This window comes from Paenibacillus sp. (genome assembly GCF_035645195.1).
Lineage (GTDB): Bacteria > Bacillota > Bacilli > Paenibacillales > YIM-B00363 > Paenibacillus_AE.
The window spans coordinates 64,621-86,049 of the sequence record NZ_DASQNA010000025.1 but is presented as its reverse complement, the minus strand read 5'-3'; the positions used below and the strand labels follow the sequence as shown (position 1 = coordinate 86,049).

General features: G+C 60.4%; 15 protein-coding genes. All 15 read left to right on the top strand.

The window, feature by feature from the left end:
- Positions 1-87: 87 nt before the first annotated feature.
- The 15 genes from VE009_RS13085 (at position 88) to VE009_RS13015 (ending at position 21,370) form a co-directional block, all read left to right on the top strand.
- Positions 88-1,095 carry a LacI family DNA-binding transcriptional regulator gene (locus VE009_RS13085; RefSeq protein ID WP_325008260.1) on the top strand — a complete coding sequence of 336 codons (1,008 nt, stop codon included), beginning with the start codon at positions 88-90 and terminating at the stop codon, positions 1,093-1,095.
- Positions 1,096-1,160: 65 nt separating this feature from the next.
- Complete coding sequence (locus VE009_RS13080; RefSeq protein WP_325008258.1) at positions 1,161-2,066, top strand: ABC transporter permease; 906 nt, start codon at positions 1,161-1,163, stop codon at positions 2,064-2,066.
- Positions 2,067-2,081: 15 nt separating this feature from the next.
- Positions 2,082-2,975 carry a carbohydrate ABC transporter permease gene (locus VE009_RS13075; protein ID WP_325008256.1) on the top strand — a complete coding sequence of 298 codons (894 nt, stop codon included), beginning with the start codon at positions 2,082-2,084 and terminating at the stop codon, positions 2,973-2,975.
- A gap of 108 nt (positions 2,976-3,083) precedes the next feature.
- Positions 3,084-4,721 carry an ABC transporter substrate-binding protein gene (locus VE009_RS13070; RefSeq protein ID WP_325008254.1) on the top strand — a complete coding sequence of 546 codons (1,638 nt, stop codon included), beginning with the start codon at positions 3,084-3,086 and terminating at the stop codon, positions 4,719-4,721.
- Between the two features lie 144 nt (positions 4,722-4,865).
- Complete coding sequence (locus VE009_RS13065) at positions 4,866-5,867, top strand: LacI family DNA-binding transcriptional regulator (RefSeq protein WP_325008252.1); 1,002 nt, start codon at positions 4,866-4,868, stop codon at positions 5,865-5,867.
- Between the two features lie 85 nt (positions 5,868-5,952).
- A complete protein-coding gene (locus tag VE009_RS13060; protein ID WP_414694849.1) occupies positions 5,953-6,867 on the top strand; it encodes an ABC transporter permease in 915 nt (304 codons plus the stop codon).
- A gap of 16 nt (positions 6,868-6,883) precedes the next feature.
- The gene (locus VE009_RS13055) at positions 6,884-7,777 is read left to right on the top strand and encodes a carbohydrate ABC transporter permease (RefSeq protein ID WP_325008250.1); all 894 of its coding nucleotides are present in this window, start codon (positions 6,884-6,886) and stop codon (positions 7,775-7,777) included.
- Positions 7,778-7,897: 120 nt separating this feature from the next.
- Positions 7,898-9,553 (top strand): extracellular solute-binding protein, encoded by a 1,656-nt coding sequence (locus tag VE009_RS13050; protein WP_325008248.1) that lies wholly within the window; start codon positions 7,898-7,900, stop codon positions 9,551-9,553.
- Between the two features lie 78 nt (positions 9,554-9,631).
- Positions 9,632-11,917 carry a LamG-like jellyroll fold domain-containing protein gene (locus VE009_RS13045; RefSeq protein ID WP_325008246.1) on the top strand — a complete coding sequence of 762 codons (2,286 nt, stop codon included), beginning with the start codon at positions 9,632-9,634 and terminating at the stop codon, positions 11,915-11,917.
- 29 nt (positions 11,918-11,946) lie between these two features.
- Positions 11,947-13,449: a glycoside hydrolase family 32 protein gene (locus VE009_RS13040; RefSeq protein ID WP_325008245.1), complete on the top strand. Its 1,503-nt coding sequence runs from the start codon at positions 11,947-11,949 to the stop codon at positions 13,447-13,449.
- A 102-nt stretch (positions 13,450-13,551) separates the two neighbouring features.
- Complete coding sequence (locus VE009_RS13035) at positions 13,552-14,901, top strand: sugar ABC transporter substrate-binding protein (protein WP_325008243.1); 1,350 nt, start codon at positions 13,552-13,554, stop codon at positions 14,899-14,901.
- Between the two features lie 74 nt (positions 14,902-14,975).
- A complete protein-coding gene (locus VE009_RS13030; RefSeq protein ID WP_325008241.1) occupies positions 14,976-15,866 on the top strand; it encodes an ROK family protein in 891 nt (296 codons plus the stop codon).
- Between the two features lie 45 nt (positions 15,867-15,911).
- A complete protein-coding gene (locus VE009_RS13025; protein WP_325008239.1) occupies positions 15,912-17,693 on the top strand; it encodes a sensor histidine kinase in 1,782 nt (593 codons plus the stop codon).
- A gap of 6 nt (positions 17,694-17,699) precedes the next feature.
- Entirely contained in the window at positions 17,700-19,346 is a 1,647-nt protein-coding gene (locus tag VE009_RS13020) for a helix-turn-helix domain-containing protein (protein ID WP_325008238.1), read from the top strand.
- Positions 19,347-19,501: 155 nt separating this feature from the next.
- Positions 19,502-21,370 carry a GH32 C-terminal domain-containing protein gene (locus VE009_RS13015; RefSeq protein ID WP_325008236.1) on the top strand — a complete coding sequence of 623 codons (1,869 nt, stop codon included), beginning with the start codon at positions 19,502-19,504 and terminating at the stop codon, positions 21,368-21,370.
- Positions 21,371-21,429 lie beyond the last annotated feature (59 nt).

Sequence of the window (21,429 nt, the reverse complement as noted above, 5' to 3'; positions counted from 1 at the left end):
CCAATATATGATTGACGCCTGAAAGTGTAAGCGTTTATAATAAAGTCAAACGATTACGTAAACGTTTAACTTGATGAGGAGAGCGACATGGTCGGAATGAAAGACGTCGCGCGCAGAGCGAACGTTTCGACGGCAACCGTATCGCACGTCTTGAACGGCACCCGGTACGTCAGCCGCGAAACGGCGATGAAGGTGTACGACGCGATGCGCGAATTGAATTACAGGCCGAATTCGGTCGCCAGAAGTTTGCGCAGCAAGAAGTCGAGGACGATCGGGCTGCTCGTCCCGATGACGCCGCAAGGCGTATCCAATTCGTATTTCATGTCGGTAGCGCAAGGGATCGAGAAGGTGCTGAAAGCAAACGGTTACAATTTAATCTTGAGCAATTCGAACGACGACGCTCTGACGGAAATGGAACAAATCCGGGTGTTCGACTCGCAGTTGATCGACGGGCTGATCATCGCCCCGTCGTCGCAGGAGCTGCCGTACCTCCGCGAGGCGATGACGGGCGATTACCCGCTCGTGTTCATCGACCGAAAGCCGCGCGCGTTCGCCGGGGACAGCATCGTCACCGACGGGGGCGGGGGGACGTACCGCGCCGTGACGCATTTGATCCGCAGCGGCCACCGCAGAATCGGCTTCATCTCCGCATCTCTCTCGCTCGCGACGAGCGAGGAACGGCTTCAAGGGTACCGCAGGGCGCTCGCCGAACACGGCATCGAGCCGGACGATGCGCTCGTGCAGGCGGCGAAGGAGCACGGCTCCAGCTTCGAGCACGGATACCGACTCGCGTGCCGGCTGCACCGGGACCATCGGGCGACGGCGCTGTTCGTCGCGAACAACGTCATGACGATGGGGGCTCTTAAGTATTTGCAGGAGCACCGAGTGACGGTTCCGGAGGAAGTCGCGCTCGTCGGGTTCGACGATTACGAATGGGCGCTGATTACGAAACCGCCTCTGTCGATGGTCCGTCAGCCTTCCCAGTCGGTCGGAGAAGTCGCGGCGCAGGTGCTTTTGGACCGGATCCGCGATCCGTCGACGAGCATGCAGGAAATTCGGCTGCCGACGGAGTTTATTTTGCGAAGTTCATGTTAGGACTATTTTTTTGCAACAAAAAGCAAACGTTTACGTAAACGTTTTCGCAAATAGGAGGCATCGCAATGACAGACAAAAAGCGCTGGAAACAAATTCGCAACAGCTACCAGCTCTATCTCTTGCTGTTTCCAATCGTGCTGTACTACTTGATTTTCCAATACCTGCCGATGTACGGGGTCATTATCGCGTTCAAGGATTATTCCGTCACCAAAGGGATTCTCGGCAGTCCGTGGGCGGGCTTCGAGCACTTTCAGCGGTTTTTCGAATCCCCGCGGTTTTGGACCATCATCCAAAACACAATCGGCTTGAGCGCGTTGTCGCTGATCGTCGGCTTTCCGCTGCCGATCGTGCTGGCGCTGCTGATGAACCAATTGATCAGCAAGCGGTTCAAGCGGTTCGTCCAGACGGTGCTGTACGCGCCGCACTTCATTTCCGTCGTCGTCATCGTCGGCATGCTGTACGTGTTCCTCGCGCACCACGGCCCGGTCAATCATGCGATCGGGCTGGCCGGCGGCGATGCGGTGAACTTTTTGTCCGCCCCGGAGTGGTTCAAACCGCTGTACGTCTTATCCGGCATTTGGCAGGAAACCGGCTTCGCCTGCATCATTTACTTGGCCGCATTGAGCGGCGTCAATCCGGAGACGCACGAAGCGGCGATCGTGGACGGCGCCTCGAAGTGGCAGCGCATCGTGAACGTCGACATACCGACGATCATTCCGACGGCGGTCGTGCTCCTGGTGCTCGCGGTGGGGAACCTCATGAACGTCGGCTTCGAGAAGGCGTATTTGATGCAGTCGCCGCTCAATTTGCCTTCTTCCGAGGTGATTCCCACTTACGTCTACAAGGTCGGCCTGCAGCAGGCGCAATACAGCTTTTCCGCGGCGGTCGGACTGTTCAACGCCGTCGTCAATCTGATTTTGCTCGTCACCGTCAACATCGTCGCCAAACGCATTTCCGGAACCGGGTTGTAAAGGAGGAAACGCCGCATGCATATCGCAGCAAGAACGAGTAGAGGAGACCGCTTATTCGATGCGTTCAATGTCATCGTGTTGTCGCTCGTTGCGTTGTCCGTTTTGTATCCGCTGTATTTCGTGCTGATCGCCTCGATCAGCAATCCCGACAAGGTGATGGCGGGGGAAATGTGGCTGTGGCCGAACCAGCCGACGTTCAGCGGGTACGAACGCATTTTCCAAGACGAACGCATTTGGACAGGATATTTCAATATCGTCAAATATACGGTCATCGGCACCGCTCTTAACCTCGCTATGACGCTGGCAGGGGCGTACGCGCTGTCTCGCAAAGACTTGATCGGCCGGGAAGCCGTCATGTATTTCCTGCTGTTCACCCTGTTTTTCTCCGGCGGACTCATTCCGACCTATTTGCTCGTCAAAGAGCTAGGGATGCTCAACACGATGTGGGCGTTGATCATTCCGAAGGCGGTCGCCTTCTTCAATTTGATCGTGACGCGAACGTATTTCCAATCGACGATTCCGGACGAACTGCTCGAAGCCGCGAAAATCGACGGTTGTTCGGACTTCGGCTTCTTCTTCCGCATGGCGCTGCCGCTGTCGAAGGCGATCATCGCCGTCATGGGCCTCTACTATGGGGTGGGGCACTGGAATTCGTACTTCGATGCCCTTATCTACTTAAACGAGGAAAAGATGTACCCGCTGCAGCTCATCCTGCGCAATATTTTGATCCAGAACCAGCTGTCCGCGCAGTTGCTCGGCGACGTGCAGTCGCTCGCGGAGCAGCGGAAAATCGCGGAGCTGGTCAAATACGGCGTCATCATCGTGTCCGCTCTGCCGCTGCTGATCGTGTACCCGCTTATCCAAAAGTATTTCGTGCAGGGCGTCATGATCGGCAGCATCAAAGGGTAACGCGAGGCGCCGTTCGCGCGGCGAAAGGGGGGATGCGAACGAAGGAAGCCGATCGATTCGCAGGGTTCGTCTCAATTCCAAATTATGATGTAGGGGGAAATCCGGAATATGAACAAGCGGAATTCGATTTTAGTGTCATGCGTCATGACGACGGCGCTCCTCGTCGCCGGCTGCTCGAGCGCGACGTCGGGGGGCCCCAGCGGCGATAGCGGAAAGGCCGGCGGGGCGTCCGCGGACGGCGCCGCGGCGGCGAACTTTAACCCGGCCGGACTGCCGATCGTAAACGAGAAGGTGACGCTCAAATTCGTGTCGCCGAAATCGCCGATCGCGCCCGATTATAACGACATGACGATCTTCAAACGACTCGAGGAGCAAACGAACGTCCATATCGATTGGGAGAACATCCCGGGCGACGGGTACCAAGAGAAGAAGAACTTGAAGCTGGCGAGCGGCGATTTGCCGGATGCGTTCTACGCTTCTGGCTTCTCGGACTACGATTTGGTCAAGTACGGGGCCGAAGGGGTGCTGCTTCCGCTGGAGGACTTGATCGATCAATACGCGCCGAATCTCAAGAAGCTGTTCGAGCAGCGCCCGGAGCTGAAGAAGATGGTGACGGCCCCGGACGGACATATTTACTCGCTGCCGCGGGCGGAAGAGATGGATCTCATCAACATGCCGAACATTATGGTCATCAACAAGGCGTGGCTCGACAAGCTCGGCCTCGCGATGCCGACGACCATCCACGAATATTACGAAGTGCTCAAGGCGTTCCGCGATAACGATCCGAACGGGAACGGCAAGAAGGACGAAATTCCGCTCTCGTGGTGGTGGCAGGGCTGGTGCGGCAACGAAGCGGATTTGTTCGCCATGTTCGGCCTTCCGGACAATCCGAACGGGGACGATCACCGCGTCGTGAGAGACGGGAAGGTCATTTACGCCCCGGTGCAGCCCGAGTATAAAGCAGCTTTGGAATTTTATCACAACTGGTTTCAAGAAGGACTCATCGATCCCGAAATCGTCACGAACGACCCGACGAAGCTGTTCGCCAAAGGAAAGTCTGAGGACGTGATCTTGGGTTCGTACATTTGGTGGGAGATCGAGGAAGTCGTCGGGCCGGAGCGGGCGAAGGATTACGTCATTCTGCCTCCGCTCAAAGGCGTGAACGGCGAAATTATGATCGGCCGCACCAACTACTCCGAGTACGGCCGCGACGCGTTCGTCCTGACAAGCGCGAACAAGCATCCGGAAATTACGATGCGCTGGGTCGACCAGCTGTACGAGCCGAAAATGTCCGCGCAAATCAACTGGGGACCGATCGGGGAAATTTATAAGGAAGACGAAAACGGCATGCTCGTCAACGTAGAGCTTCCCGAGGGCGTGTCGATGGGCGAGTATCGCCAGAAGGTAGCGCCGGGCGGTCCGTTCGTCGTGCTGCGGGAGCATTTCGGCACCGTCGTCGATATGGAGCCGCGCGCGAAGCAGCGGTTGAAGGATTTGGAGACGTATTACAAACCGCATCAAGTACAGGAATCGTATCCGATGATTTTCTTCAGCCCGGAGGATCTCGACCGCATCAACCGGATCGAATCCGAAATCAAGCCGATCGTCAGCCAGATGAAAGCCAAATGGTTGATGGAAGGCGGCATCGACGCGGAGTGGGACGCTTACGTGCAGCAGTTGAACGATATCGGTTTGCAGGAGCTCATGGACATTTACCAAAAGGGCCTGGACGAATTTAACAGCTGACGCTTGCTGCCGGGGACCGCGCGCGGGCAAGCGGGGCGCGGTCCCGGATTTTACCTCGATAATCGTTGACAGCCTTAACCTCCCGGAATATAATAAAGAAAACGGTTACGTAAACGTTTTCCTAAGTGGGCAGGTGAATCGAAAATGCCGGCGGATATTCGCCAAGTGGCGCAGCAAGCGGGAGTCTCCACCGCTACCGTATCTCACGTCATCAACAATACGAGATTCGTATCCGAGAAGACAAAAAAGAAAGTGTATGAGGCCATGAAGCTGCTGAACTATCAGCCGAATTCCGTGGCCAGAAGCTTACGAAGCCATAAGACGAACACGATCGGTTTGGTCGTGCCGATTTTACCTTCCGACACGTCGAACTTCTTTTTCATGACGGTCGCGCAGGGCATCCAGAGCAAACTGAAGCATCACGGGTACCATTTGCTGCTCAGCACGAATACGACGGAGTCGATCGAGGACGAACGCGAGCAAATCCGTTTGTTCAACTCGAAGCAGATCGACGGCTTGTTTATCGCGTCGATCGCCGAAGAGACGAGTTATTTGAACGACATCGTCTCGAATTACCCGGTCGTGTTCATCGATCGGAGAGCGAGAGGGTACGAAGCCGATTGCGTCATCGCCGACGGGTACGGAGGCTCGTACAAAGCGGTGAAGACGCTGATCGACAAGGGGCATCGGAACATCGGATTGATCACGGGCGGACTCGGCATCTCGACGAGCGACGAACGGTTCAACGGCTACCGGCAGGCGCTGGCCGACCACGGCATTCCTTACGAGGAAGACATGGTAAGGATCGCGCACCCCAGTTTCGAAAGCGGATACGAAAACGCCAAGCGGCTGCTTGACGAACAAAACGTAACCGCCCTGTTTATCGCCAACAATGTCCTCACGATGGGGGCAATGAAATATTTACAGGATATGAACATTCGCATTCCCGAACAGCTGGCCGTCATCGGCTTCGACGACTACGATTGGACGCGCATTACGACGCCGCCGCTCACCGTCATTCGGCAGCCGTCCTTCGAGCTCGGGGAGAAAGCCGCCGAAGTCATGCTCGAGCGGCTCGCCGATTCCGCGAAGCCGTTCGAAGAATATTGCTTGGATACCGCTCTCGTCTTGAGGGGTTCGTGCTGAAACAGCCGCCCCTTACAATTTTGACCGCAAGTTAAACGTTTACGTAATCGTATAAACTTATTCTTCAGACCGGGGGGGGCGCCCTGTGCCGCATTTGAGAACCGCTGCGAGACGGGTATTGGCGAATTGGGAACTGTACGCGTTAATCGCTTTGCCTGTCGCCTACTTTGTTATTTTTCGGTATTTGCCGATGTACGGCATTTTGATCGCGTTCAAGGAATTTTCGCCCGCGAAAGGCATCTGGGGCAGCCCGTGGGTCGGGTTCGACCATTTCGTCGCCTTTTTCGAGTCGTACAATTTTACGCAAATTTTGAGGAACACGGTCGTTCTTAGTATGCTGCTGCTGCTGATCGCGTTTCCGATTCCGATCTTGATCGCGCTGATGATCAATCAGGTCGCGCACCGGCGGCTGAAAAAATTCATCCAAACGTCGATTTACGCGCCGTACTTTATTTCCACCGTCGTCTTGATCGGCATGGTGTATGTGTTCCTCTCGCCGAACAGCGGCATCGTCAACAACATCATCGTCGCCCTGGGCGGCGAACCGGTGTTGTTCATGGGGAAATCGGAGTGGTTCCGGCCGATCTACGTGTTTACCGATGTATGGCAAAATACGGGCTTCGCTTCGATCGTGTACCTCGCCGCGCTCGCCGGCATCGATCCGCATTTGCACGAAGCGGCCGTCGTGGACGGGGCGAACAAATGGCAGCGGGTGCGGCACATCGACTTGCCCGGCATTTTGCCGACGGTCCTCATCATGTTCATTCTGGCGATCGGCAACTTGATGAACATCGGGTTCGAGAAAGCGTTCCTGATGCAGACGGATTTGAACGCGGACGCATCGGAAATCATTCCGACCTACGTGTATAAAATCGGCATCCAGCGGGCGCAGTACAGTTTCTCGGCCGCGATCGGGCTGTTCAACGCCGCGATCAATTTGATCCTGCTCGTCATCGTCAACCAATCGGTGAAGAAGATGAACGGCAACAGTTTGTTCTAAAGGGGGCGGCCTAAAGATGCCGGCATTATCGAGACGAAAATCAAGCGGCGACATCGCGTTCGACGTCCTCAATTATTCGCTGCTGATCGGTTTAACGCTGATGATTCTTTACCCGCTTTACTTCATCCTTATCGCTTCGTTCAGCGACCCGAACCGCGTGAACGCAGGCGACGTGTGGCTTATCCCGCAAGGCATCACGTTCGAAGGGTACTTGCGCATTTTCCGCGACGGCTCCATCTGGATCGGGTACCGGAATTCGCTGCTGTACGCCGCGCTGACGGCGCTCATCGGCACGACGCTGGCGATCATGGCCGCATATCCGCTGTCGCGAAGAGATTTTCTCGGCAGAAACGCTTTCATGATCTTCTTCGCCGTAACGTTGTTCTTCAACGGCGGGCTCATTCCGACGTACCTGCTCGTGAAAAATTTACATCTCATGGATACGATTTGGGCGGTGGTGCTCGTCTCGGCGGTGGACGCCTTCGTCATCATCATCGCGAGGACGTTCTTCCAAGGCTTGCCGGAAGAAATCCGCGAGGCGGCGGTCGTGGACGGGTGCACCAACATGAGATACGTGCTCAGCTTCGTGCTCCCGCTGTCGAAGCCGATCATCGCCGTGCTCGTGCTGTTCGCGGTCGTGCGGCAGTGGAACGGATTTTTCGACGCGCTGATTTACTTGAACGACAGCGAGAAATACCCGCTCCAGCTCATCCTGCGCAACATCTTGATCGAAAATCAGCCGTCGGGCAACCTCGTGGACGACATTCAAACCGCGATGGAGAAGCAGCGCATCGTCGGCTTGATCAAGTACGGCGTCATCATCGTGGCGGCGCTGCCGCTCTTGATCTTATATCCGTTCCTGCAGCGCTATTTCGTGAAAGGGGTCTTCATCGGCTCCGTGAAAGGGTAATTTTCGGCACTTGCGCGATTTCTTCAAGGAGGTGACGCAGGCGGTGAAATCGCGTTCGAATAAATCAAGCTCAAGGGGAAACGCAAGGGGACAATCCACATATCAGGGAGGTTCATCCACATGAAGCGAAACAAGACAGTATTATTGTTAGCGGTTACAACGGCAATGACCGCGGCGCTCGCCGCCTGCGGCAGCGAGGCCGGTCCGGAAGAGTCGAAGCCGGCGCCCGTAGGGCAAACCGGGGAGACGGGCGGCGAAGCGAGCGCCGACGTCACGTTCCCGCTCAAAGAAACCGTCACGCTCAAAGCGGTCGCGCACCGCCCGCCGCTCGCGCCGAGCGATTTCAACCAGCAGCCGCTGATCCAAGAGCTGGAATCGAAGACGAACGTCCATATCGAGTGGGACACGGTCGGCGAAGCGGACTACATCGAGAAGCGCAATTTGCTGCTGGCCAGCGGCTCGCTGCCGGACTTCTTCTTCAGCGGCCGGTTCTCCGACAGCGAGCTGGTCCGGTACGCGCAGGACGGCACGCTGATCCCGCTCGACGATTTGATCGAGAACCATATGCCCAATTTGAAGGCGATTCTGGACGCGCGCCCGGACATTAAAGCGCAGCTCACCGCCCCGGACGGACATATTTATTCGCTGCCGCAAGGGGAGGAATTCGGCTCCGGCCAAGAAGAGATCGGCGCCAACCCGGACTTCCTGTACCTGAATAAAGCGTGGCTCGACAAGCTCGGCCTCGAGGTGCCGAAGACGATCGACGAGTACACGGAAGTGCTTCGGGCGTTTAAGACGCGCGACCCGAACGGGAACGGCAAGGCGGACGAAATTCCGCTCACGTACATCGACAACTTCTGGACGGGCGACATCGGCGTGCTGTTCGGCGCGTTCGGCGTCCCGGACAAAACGTACCGCCCGAACAACCCGACCTACATCGATCATCTGAACGTCGTGGACGGCAACGTGCAGTTCGCGCCGCAGCAAGAAGGCTACAAGCAAGCCGTGGCTTACCTGCACCAATGGTTCGCCGAAGGGCTCGTCGACCTCGAAGCGTTCACGCACGACTACGACACGTACTTTGCTCGCGGCAAGACGGAGGTCGAGACGATCGGCTCTTTAATCTGGTGGGATAAGAACGACGTCGTCGGGCCGGAGCGAGGCGAACATTGGGTGCTCGTTCCTCCGTTCGAAGGCATGGTCGTCAAGTGGAACAACGGCGGCGGGTTCGGCCGCGACGGCGTCACGATCACGAAGGACAACGAGCATCCGGAAATTACGGCGGCGTGGCTCGATTCTTTCTATGAGCCTACGGTGGCGGCGCAGGCGCGCTTCGGCCCGATCGGCGTCTGGTTCGACAAGGACGCTTCCGGCAAGCTCGTCCAAAAGCCGGTCGACAGCCCTGGCGAATTCCGCCAAAGCTCCGCGGTCTCGAACGGCATCGGCCTCTTGCTGTACGATCATCTGGACAAAGTCGACTACATCGAGCCGCGCGCGGCTCAGCGGATCAAGGACAGCGTCGAGATCTACGTTCCGCAGATGGAAAAAGAACGGTTCCCGAACATTTTCTTCACCGAAGAAGAATTGAAGACGATCGAGCGGCTCAAGCCCGACATTTCCGCGTACGTCAACAAGATGCGCGCGAAATGGCTGCTCGAAGGCGGCGTCGAAGCGGAGTGGGCCGAATTCCAGCAGACGCTCAAAAATATGGGCATCGAAGAGCTGCTGCAGGTGCATCAGGCTGGATATGACCGTTATTTGGCGGCGCAGCAGTAAACGGCACGAAGGCGAGCCGGAACAGCAAAAGCTTGTTCCGGCTTGTCCCCCATACGGATGACGGAGGAGAGAAGGGCTTTGCCTCACGAGTTGGAACGTTTGAATGCGGGGCTGTTGGCGTACTGGCCGTTCGACGAAGCGCGCGGCGGATACGCGTCGGACGCCGCCGGCGGGACGGAGGACGAAATTCATTTCGCTTTGCGGAAAGGAAAGTATCAAGCGCCTGTCGATCCGATTCGAAGGCGCGGCGTCAGAGGCAACAGCCTGCTGTTCGACGGGTACTCCACCTTCCTGCGGCGGTCCAGCGGCGCGATCGGCCGGCCGGCGAACGCCTTGACCGTCGCGGCGTGGATCGCGCCGAGAACGTACGGCCGCGGCGACGGCGGAAAGCTGTCCGCGATCGTGAATCAACACAATCAGGAGAAAGCGCAGGGCTACATCGTCGGTCTATACCGGGACGGGTCTTGGTCGCTGCAGCTCGGCGCGAACGGGGCGTGGCACGAGATTTGGGCGCCGCCAAGCTCGCTGCCGCTCGGCGCATGGACGTTCGTCGCCGCGACGTACGACGCCCGGTCGGGGCGCATGGCGCTGTACGCGAACGGGGAGGAAGTCGCCGCGCGCATCGTTCCCGATCCGTCGCCGATCGAGCCGTGCGGCGGCGACTTCCTCGTCGGACGTCATAACGACGGCGTCGTGCTGGCGGATGCGTTCGTATTAAATCACTTTAACGGGCTGATGGACGAACTTCGCGTGTACGACCGCGCGTTGGACGCGGGCGAAATCGCCGCGTTGTTCCGGCTCGATGTCGAAGCGCACGGGGGCGCGGTTCCGGCGGCGCCGCCGGACGACTACGTCGAAATTCGCCGTCAGCGCGCCGGCGACCGCCACCGCCCGCAGTACCACTTGAGTCCGCCCGCGCACTGGATGAACGAGCCGCATGCGCCGATCTATTTCAACGGCAAATATCATCTGTTTTATCAGTACGACCCGCAAGGGCCGTACTGGAACCACATTCATTGGGGGCACTGGGTCAGCGACGACTTGGTGCGCTGGCGCGACCTGCCTCCGGCTCTCGCCCCCGGCGACGGGTTCGATCGGGATGGCATTTGGTCGGGCAGCGCGTGCTTCGACAAAGACGGCGTCCCCGTCTTGTTTTACACGGCGGGCGATTTCGACGCGTTCCCGACCCAGTCGGTCGCGCTCGCGAGAAGCCGGTACCCCGAAGATCGGGACGGCGACTTGACGCGCTGGACGAAGCATCCGGAGCCGATCGTCGAGCAGACGCAGGGGCAAGGCTTGTACGGCGAATTTCGCGATCCGTTCGTTTGGGAGGAAGACGGCGTCTGGTACATGCTCGTCGGCACCGGAACGGGCGATGCGGGCCAAGGCGGGACGGCTGCGGTATATACGTCGGACGGCGATATGACGCGATGGACGTACCGAGGCCCGCTATACGTGAGCGATTACGCCAAATATCCGTATCTCGGCGTCATGTGGGAGCTGCCGGTGCTGCTGCCGCTGCCCTTGAGGGATGGGGACGCGTATCGGCCGTCGGGCAAGCACGTGCTGTTGATATGTCCATGGGGGCCGGGCGCCAAAGTCGAGGTCAACTACTGGATCGGGCGGTGGGATCGGGAAGCGTGCCGGTTTACCCCGGACGACGAAGAGCCCGGCTTGATCGACGTCGGCGACTTCCACTTTACCGGACCGAGCGGCATGGCGGACCCGAAGACCGGTCGAACGCTGCTGTTCACGATCGCGCAGGGCGAGCGGACGCCGCAGATCGACTACGACAGCGGCTGGGCGCACGGCGCCGGGCTGCCCGTGTCCTTGTATCTGCGCCCGGACGGGACGCTCGGCGTGGAGCCGATCGAGGAGCTGCGACGGCTCCGGGGCAGGCAGTTGGTCGATGCGCGGGGCGGTATCGAAGCGCTGAACGAACGGCTGGCCGCGATCCAAGGGGACATGCTGGAAATTCGGCTCGTCTTCGAGGACGCCGGCGCCCGGCGGTACGGAATTTCCCTCAGGCGGTCGCCCGGCGGAGAGGAAGAGACGCTGCTCGTGTACGACAGAGAGCGGGAATGGTTGGCCGTCGACCGGGGCAAGGCGACGCTGGACCCCGCCGAGCGGATCGGCGGCGTGCAGGGCGGAACGCTTGCCCTAGGCGGCGAGCCGCTGCGACTCGCGATTTACGTCGATAAGTCGATGATCGAGTGCTACGCGAACGAACGGAAGAGCCTGACTACGCGAACGTACCCGTCCCGCAGCGACGCCTTAGGGCTGCGGCTGTGGGCGGACGGACCGGCGGAGAGAATTGCGGTAGAAGTTTGGGAAATGACGCCTGCGTTCCTAACGGAGGCATAACAAAGAAACTATCGATGGGAGTTGAGAGTTTGCTAACCACAACCTCTTATAAAGAAAAATATAGACCGCAATTTCACTTTTCCCCTGCGTCGGCTTGGTTGAACGACCCGAACGGCATGGTGTATTACGAGGGGGAATACCACCTCTTTTTCCAGCACCATCCGGACAGCGACGTCTGGGGGCCGATGCATTGGGGGCACGCGGTCAGCCGAGATCTCGTCCATTGGGAGCAGCTGCCGATCGCGCTGAAGCCGGACGACAACGGCTACATCTTCTCGGGAAGCGCGGTCGTCGATTGGAACGACACGAGCGGCTTCTTTCGCGGGGGCTCGGGCCTCGTCGCCGTCTTCACCCATCATCTTCAGCTCGGGGAGCGCGATGCAATCCAACGCCAGAGCCTCGCGTACAGCGTCGACCGCGGACGCACGTGGACGATGTATCCGGGCAATCCGGTGCTCGAGGACGACCGCTTCGTCGATTTCCGGGACCCGAAAGTATTTTGGGACGAAGGCCGCGGCCGGTGGTGCATGGTGCTGGCGGCCGGCGACCGCGTCTTGTTTTACGCTTCCCCGAATTTGATCGATTGGACGTTCTGCAGCGAATTCGGCGCGGATCACGGCTCCCATGCGGGCGTATGGGAATGCCCGGATTTGTTCGAGCTGCCGGTCGAAGGGGAGGAAGGCGTCTCCCGGTGGGTGCTCGTCGTCAGCATCGGCGACGCGCCTGACGCGCCGGAGGGGTCGCGGACGCAATATTTCGTCGGCTCGTTCGACGGGGACCGGTTCGCAAGCATGGATCCGCCCGACACGGTCCGCTGGCTCGACTGCGGCCGGGACAACTACGCGGGCGTCACGTGGTCCGACGTGCCGGACGAGGACGGGCGCCGGCTGTTCATCGGCTGGATGAGCAACTGGAAATACGCGAATGCGACGCCGACGTCCGGATGGCGAAGCGCGATGACGTTGCCGCGCGCGCTGTCCCTGCGCGCTTCGGAAGGGAGCGTCCGCCTCGTGCAGCAACCCGTCGCCGAGACGGCCGCGCTGCGCGGCGAACCGGCGCTCCGGCTCTCGGACGCGCCGCTCGCGCCCGGCGACGATCCGCTGCAAGGGCTGGCGGAGGATCGCTGCGAAATCGTCGCCGAATTCGAGCTGGGGGACGCCGAAGAGCTCGGCCTTGTCGTCCGCGCGGGGGGCGACGAGCGCACCGTCATCGGCTACGACGCCGTCCGGCAGTCGCTGTTCATCGACCGGACGCGCTCCGGCGCCTCGGCGTTCCACGACGCGTTCGCCTGCCGGCACGAAGCGGCCTGCCGCGCAGAGAACGGGCGCCTTCGGCTTCGCGTGTTCGCGGACTGGTCGTCCGTCGAAGTGTTCGCCGGCGAAGGGGAGCTGGTCATGACCGACCTTATTTTCCCCGATCCGGCGAGCACCGCTTTGTCGCTGTACGCGAAAGGCGAAGGCGCGCGCATCGTGTCGCTGGACGTTTACCGAATCCGCTCGATTTGGGAATCCGTTGCGCCGTCGAACGCATAATCTGATTATTTCGAAACATGGAACCCGAGAAAATCGAATCATCGCGCGCCTCTGGTCTGTTACAATCGAGAGTATGAAACTGTAGACGAACAGGGGTCATCCATGGTGAGACACACGATACGAACGGCCGCGCGGGCTGCGGCGCTCTTCGCGGCCTCGGCGCTCGGCCTCGCGCTCTTCGGCTGCGCCGGCGATTCGCGGCCGGAAGCCGGCGACGGCGTCGAGCGAGCGGCGGAAGAGCCGCAGGTCGCGATCACGTTCTGGCGTAATTCGGGCAACGACGCGGAGAACGCCGCGTACGAGCGGCTCATCTCCACGTTCATGGCCCGCCATCCGGGCATTCGGGTCGAAATGACGCCGATTCCGTACTCCGGGTACGACACGAAGCTGAGGGCGTCGATCGCCTCCGGCAATCCGCCCGACGTTATGACGATCGACGCGCCGAATATGGCTTCCTACGTCGAGGCGGACGCGCTCGAGCCGCTTACGGAGCGGTTCGCGGCCGAAGGGAACGCGGACGACATTCCCGCTTCCACGCTGTCGGCGTACATGTACCAAGGCGACATGTATATGGCGCCGCTGACCGAGTCGTCCATCGCTTTGTTTTACAATAAGAAAATGTTCGAGGAGAAAGGTATCCCGCTCCCCTCGAAAGACCCGGATCGGCCGATGACCTGGGATCAGGTGCTGGATGCGGCGATCCGGCTGACGGATCGGGAGAAGGGGATTTACGGCATCGATCCCGCGCAAGGGTTTCAGAACGCGGGAGCGACGGCGTACTTCAAATACCCGATTATTTGGCAGTTCGGCGGAGAGGTGATGAATCCCGAGGGCACGTCGGCCCGAGGGTATCTGGATTCGCCGGAAACGAAGCAAGCGATTCGATTTTATGTAGATTTGTATCACAAGCACAAAGTGTCCGCGTTCGAGTACCCGCCCGATCCGTTCCCGAACGGAAAGCTGGGCATGACCGTCGAAGGCTCGTGGACGCTGTCCCATTACGCGGCCAACTTCCCCGACTTCGAATTAGGCGACGATTACGACATCGCTCCGCTGCCGAAAGCCGCGAAGCAAGCGGTCGCCAACGGAAGCTGGGCGCTGGCGATATCGTCCGCGAGCAAGAAAAAGGACGCGGCCTGGACGTTCGTGAACTGGATCACGGGCTACGAAGGGCAAAAGCTGTACGTTTCCATCACGAAGGACATCCCGGCTCGGTATTCCGTCGCCAAGGAAATTCCGGAGCTGAACGAATATCCGAAAAACATCTTCGTCGCGCAAAACCAAAAATTCGGCCGATCCCGGCCGATTACGCCGATCTTCCCCCAAATGTCCGAGGCGGTCAACCGGATGTTCGAGGAGACGACGATCGGCAGGGACGACATCGACGCGGCGATCGCCGAAGCGGTCGACGCCATCGACGCCGCGTACGCGGATTTGCATGCGCAGCAATAGCGGTCACCGAAGAGCCTCCGTCGCCGGAGGCTTTTTGCCGACGAAGGCGGTTATTATGGAGAGGAGCAACCTAGATGTATATTGGAGCGATAGAAGCGGGGGGCACGAAAATCGTATGCGGCATCGGGACGGCGTCCGGCGAAATTATCGACCGGATCGCCTTCCCGACGGATCGGCCGGATGGCGCGATGGCGCGCATCGAAGCGTTCTTCAAGGAGAAGCCGATCGCGGCGCTGGGCGTCGCCAGCTTCGGGCCGATCGATCTCGACCCGGCCAGCCCGACGTACGGCAGCGTCACGACGACGCCGAAGCCGGGATGGTCCGGCTTCGATTTCGTCGGCGCGCTGCGGCGCGCCTTCCCCGTGCCGATCGGCTGGGACACGGACGTGAACGCGGCCGCGCTCGGGGAAGCGACCTGGGGGGCGGCGGCGGGTCTCGCCAGCTGCGTCTACTACACCGTCGGGACGGGCATCGGCGTCGGCGTGTACGCAGAACGCCGGCTTGTGCACGGCCTCGTTCACCCGGAAGGCGGGCATGTGTGGCCGAGACGCCACGAACAGGACCGCTACGAAGGCAATTGCCCGTATCACGGGGATTGCTTGGAAGGGCTCGCGTCGGGTCCCGCCATCGAGCGGCGTTGGCAGGCGAAAGGAAGCGAGCTCCCGGCCGACCATCCGGCTTGGGAAATGGAGGCGCACTACCTCGCGCAGGCGGTGGCCGGCACCGTCCTGCTGCTGTCCCCGGGCAAGGTCATCCTCGGAGGCGGCGTCATGAAGCAAAGCCACCTGTTCCCGATGATTCGGGAGGGGGTCGCGCGGCGGCTGAACGGATACGTAAGCCACGAAGCGGTGCGGGAGCGCATCGACGCGTACATCGTGCCGCCGGGCCTAGGCGACAACGCCGGCTTGTGCGGCGCCGTCGCATTAGGCTTGAACGCGCTGGGAGGCGGCCCCGCGAACGCGTAAGCGGAAGCGAAACGAGAATCGGCGCCCGCCGGAGGGAGGACTCCATTGTTTTATTCGCTGCGCAGCAGGCTGATGCTCGTCTTTTCCATTTTGTGCGTTGTACCGCTAGCGGCCGCGATCGCAATCTTGAGCAGGGAATCCGCCGACTTGATTCGGCGGTCCATCGAAACGTCGACGACGCAGACGATCGATCAATTCGCGTTTCACGTCACTACCTTGCTGACTCAGGTCGAAGATATCGGGACGCAGGTGATGAGCAGTCAAATGACGCAGGACTGGGCAGCCCTGCAGCTTAATCCACATCCGCCCGAGGAAGAGCTCGTGTTCGCGAAGCAGCGGATCCGGGAGTTCTTCTCGTCGTTCGCGATCAACAACTCGAACGGCATTACGATCAGCGCGTATTCCGACCGGTCGGGCGGCTTGTACACGCAAGACCGGCAGTACGCCGAAACTGCCTGGTACCGGGAATTCGCCGAAGGCCGGCAACGGTGGACGAGCACGCATCTCGACATCGACCAGACCGATCGGCTATTTTCGGAGCGAAGCGTCAACAGCTTGATCTTGCCGCTCGTCCATTTGCAGACGCTGCGCCAGGTCGGGTTCGTGAAAATCAACTATCCGACCAAGGTGCTGAAAGACGCGATCGAAAAAATCGGCTTCGGCCGCACCGGCGAGGTGTATTTGGTCACGAGCGAAGGGGAAAGCGTGCTGGGGCAGTCGTTCGGCGACAATCAGGCCGTGGTGGCCGATGCGCTGCAGGCGATCGGCTCGGGGGTCGAACCGGTCCCGGACGGGGCGCTGCCGCTGGAACGCGGCGGGAAAACGTATTTGATTTTCTCAAGAACGCTTCCGGCGCAAGGGTGGGTCATCGTCGGCGTCGTCCCCGAGGGAGAGCTGTATCAAGAGATCGAGGACGTTCGCCGGTTGATGATCGCGGTCGGCGTGCTCATGTTGGCGATCGTCGTCCTCGTCGCCGTCTGGCTGTCGTTCGGCATCACGAAGCCGCTCAGCGCGATGGCGAACGCGATGAAGCATGTGGAGCGCGGCGAATTCGGGCAAGCGCTTCGGCTCATGCCGGCGGTGCGCAGCGGGCACAGCGAGATCGGGTACGTGACGCGGACGTTCCAGGGGATGACGGAGCGGCTGCGCTATTTGATCGAAACCGAATTCGAGACGAATTTGCGCCGCAAGAACGCGGAGTATAAAGCGCTTTTGCTGCAAATCAACCCTCATTTCTACAACAATACGCTGGAAATCATCAGCGGTCTGGCGGCGATGAAGCGCGAGGATCTCGTCATGGACGCCACGGAATCGCTGGGCAAAATGATGCGCTATTCGCTCGATCTCAGCAGCGACTTGGTCCAAGTGAAAGAAGAGCTGGACTATATGCGGGACTATCTCTTCATTCTGAAGCTCCGGTACGCCGACAGCTTGCGGTTTTCGATTAAGGAAGACGAAAGCGCCGGCGCGGTGCTTATTCCGAAGTTTATTTTGCAGCCGCTCGCCGAGAACGCCGTGAAGTACAGCTTGGAGAAGCAGGGGACCGCGATCGTCTCGGTCGAAGCGAGGACGGAGGACGGAGCGCTCTTCCTTACCGTGAAAGATAACGGCATCGGCATTTCGGCGCCGCTCGCGGAAAGTCTGCTGACCGAGGCGAACGCCGAGGAGGCGGAGCGCGTGCTCGGCGGCGGCGGGCGCAGCATCGGCCTGCGCAACGTGCTCGCCCGCTGCCGGTTAATGTACGGCGAGCGGTTTACGCTGCATTTGCGAACCGAGCGGGACGCCGGAACCGAAATTACGCTGCAATTTCCCGCCGCGAGGAGATGACAAACGATGTACAAGGTCATGCTGGTGGACGACGAGACCGGCGTTCGCAACGGCATCAAGGCGAAAATCAACTGGGAGGCGGCCGGATTTCGAATCGAATCCGAAGCGGGGAGCGGGGAGGAAGCGCTCCGGCTGCTGGCCGAGCGGCCGCCGCCCGATCTCGTCATTTCGGACATCCGCATGCCGCAGATGGACGGCATTACATTCATCAAAGCTTGCAATGAGCGCTATCCGGCGATTCGCACCGTCGTGCTGTCGGGCTATTCCGATTTCGAGTACACGAAGGCGGCCATTCAGCTCGGCGTGAAAGACTATTTGCTCAAGCCGGTCGTCCGCAGCGAATTGCAAGAGCTCCTCTCGCGGATCGCGGTGGAGCTGGAGCAGGACCGGCACCAAAAACAGAAACGGCTCCAGGAACAGATGAACAGTCGCCAGCAGCTTCGTATCCTGCAGGAGCAGTTGCTGCTCCAGCTCGTCAGCAGCGAGCTGTTCAGCTTGTCCGCGGTCAAGGAGCGGCTGTACCAGCTCCAAATGTCCGCCCTCGCGGCCGAAGACCGGCGCGCGCAAATCGTCGCCGCCGAAATGCGCGTGCCGTACGGGCGGCTGGACGAATGGAGCGACCGGGTCGACCTGCTGCAGCTGTCCTACCAGATGCTCTGCCGCGAGGAGGCGGAGCGCTGGCCGCGCATCGTGCCGTTCCACGACGTCAGCCGACCGGCGATGATGCACTTCCTGGTCATGCTGGACGGAGAGGACGAGAACGACGGGGCGGCGCTCGCATTCGCGAAGGCGCTGCGGCACCACGTCAGGCGGTATTTGCGGCTCGACTGCGTCGTCGGCGTCGGGGAGCCGGTCCGCGGCCTGAAGCAGCTCAAGAACGCGTACGCGTCCAGCATGCTGTCATGGAGCCAAAGCACGGTGCACGACACCGTCCGGGACGGCGAGCGGGCCGCGCTCGAATCGACGTACGCGCTGACGCCGGAGCTGGAGAAGCAAATCGCGTCCGCGCTGGAGCATGCGGATCTGCACGCGTTCCGACAGCACCTGCGCGCGCTGTTTCCCGAGCATCGCGATACGCCGATGTTCGCGTTCGCGTCGCTGACGTTCCGGCTGCTGCTGCTGTTCGCGTCGGTCGCGAAGAAATTCCATACCGGCGACGCCTCGCTGCAGCAGCATCTGCTTCAGTGCCAAATGACCGTCTGGGAGCATCGGTCCCGAGAGGACATCCTCGAGCAGCTCCGATCGCTGGCCCAGCGCGTCATGGATGCGGTAAAGAAAGCGAAAGACGCGGGCGGCTCCGCCCTCGCGGAGGCCGTTCGCAAATACGTGGACGAAAATTATTCGTACGAGCTGACGCTGTCCGCTTTGGCCGACCTGTTCCATTTGAACGAAAACTATCTCTCCGGGCTGTTCAAACAAAACGCGGGCATCACCTTCAGCGAATACGTGACGAAGCTGCGGATGACAAAAGCGGCGCAGCTGCTCGTCGAAAGCGATTTGAAGCTGACGGACATCGCGACGCTGGTCGGCTATTCGAGCTCGAGCTACTTCAGCACGTCGTTCCGGAAATTTTACGGCATGAGTCCGAAGGAGTACCGCGAGACGATGGCGGGCGAGACGCAGCCGGGCGAGACGCAGCGGCCAACCGAATAACCGAAGCTTCAGACCCTCGGGACCTACGGGAACCCGGGGGTTTTTTCGCATTGCTGAGCAAATGAAAAGCGAAGACCCGAGCAGATCGAAAGGTTTCCGCGCCGGCGCCGGGTACAATGAACGAGCAAAACTGAAGGAACGGGGGCTGTCGCTTCATGGCGCATCGCAAATCGCGCAGCGTCGTCGTTCTCGCCGCGTCGGCGCTGGCCGTCGCGGCGGCGGCGCTGTTTTGGGAGACAACGCAAAGCGGGGAAGGCGGAACCGCAAGGCGGATCGAGCACCGATACCATCCGGACCCGGCGTATTACACGGAGAAGTACCGGCCCCAGTACCATTTGTCGCCGGAGACCGCGAATATGAGCGACCCGAACGGAATGGTGTATTTCGAGGGCGAGTACCACCAGATGTATCAGCGGAGCGGGCAATGGGGGCACGCGATCAGCAAGGACCTGGTCCATTGGGAGCATCGGCCGCTGGCTTTGCCTCGGGACGAGCTCGGCGACATCTGGTCGGGCAGCGCGGTCGTCGATTGGCGGGACACGAGCGGCTTCTTTGGAGGAAAACCGGGGCTCGTCGCCGTCTTTACGCATTTCAAGGACGGCGTGCAGTCGCAAAGCATCGCCTATAGCGCCGACCGCGGACGAACGTGGACGAAATACGACGGGAATCCGGTCATCCCGAATCCGGGACAGAAAGATTTTCGGGATCCGAAGGTGTTTTGGCACGAGCCGACGCGCCGGTGGGTGATGGTCGTGTCCGTCGATCAAAAGGTGTGGTTTTACCGCTCCCCGAACCTGCGGGAGTGGGAATGGACGGGCGAGTTCGGCTGGGGTCACGGCTCGCATGCCGCGGTGTGGGAATGCCCGGATTTGTTCGAGCTCCCGGTCGAAGGGACGAACGAGACGAAGTGGGTGCTGACGGTGAGCATCGGGAACAATGCCGCGACGAAAGGATCGAAGGCGCAATATTTTATCGGCCGGTTCGACGGAACCACGTTTACGAACGACAATTTGCCGGCGGACGTGCTGTGGACCGACCACGGCAAAGATTTTTACGCGGCGATCACGTATTCGGATATTCCGAAGGAAGACGGGCGCCGCATTTGGCTCGGGTGGATGTCGAATTGGCGGTATCCGTTCGCGCAGCCGACCGGTAAGTGGAAAGGGAATCTGTCCATTCCGCGCGCGCTGAGCCTCCGGGACATCCCCGGGGAAGGCGTTCGGCTCGTCCAGACGCCGATTCGGGAGCTCGAAGCGCTGCGCGGCCGTCCGGTGACGGTCAAGCGGCGGACGATCGCGGCGGGCGGGCCCAATCCGCTGGATGGCGTGCGGGGGAACTCGTTCGAGCTCGAGCTGGAATGGTCGCCGAAGACGGGGCATCCGTTCGGCGTCGCCTTCCTGAAGGGGGGCGGCCAAGAGACGAAGCTGACGTACGACCCGGCAGCGCAGCAGCTCGTCCTCGACCGGACGAACGCCGGCGTCAGCGGCTTCGAAGCGAATTTCGCCGAAGCGATGACGGCGCCGGCGAAATTGAAGGACGGCCGCATCAAGCTGCGCCTGTTCGTCGACAAGACGACGGTGGAGGTGTTCGCGAACGACGGGGAGGCCGTGCTGAGCGCGATCGTGTTCCCGGAGCCGACGAGCGACGGCCTCGAGCTGTTCGCGGCGGACGGGGAGGCGGTGCTGCATCGCGCGGCGTTCTATCCGATGCGAACGATTTGGCGGGACGAGGATCCCGACGGGAAGACGCCGCTCCGGCTGTGGGTCAGCCCCGGCATCGTGCACGTCGAGCCGGGGGAGACGGCGGCGCTAGCCGCGGCGATCGAACCGGCGGGCGCGAATCAAGCCGTCCGCGCCTACTCCAGCGACGAGAAGGTAGCGGTCGTGCGCAGGAACGAGGACGGCTCGTACGCGGTCGAAGGCGTCCGGGAAGGGAAGGCGCAAATTACGGTGACCGACGAAGCGGGCAAGCTGTCGAGGAACGTCAACGTGTTCGTCGGGGACTTCCTGCGGCCCGCCCGGTAAGCCGAATCGAAAAATCTGAGCAAATTGAAACCGTCCGCCGGAGAATCGTGAAATTCATC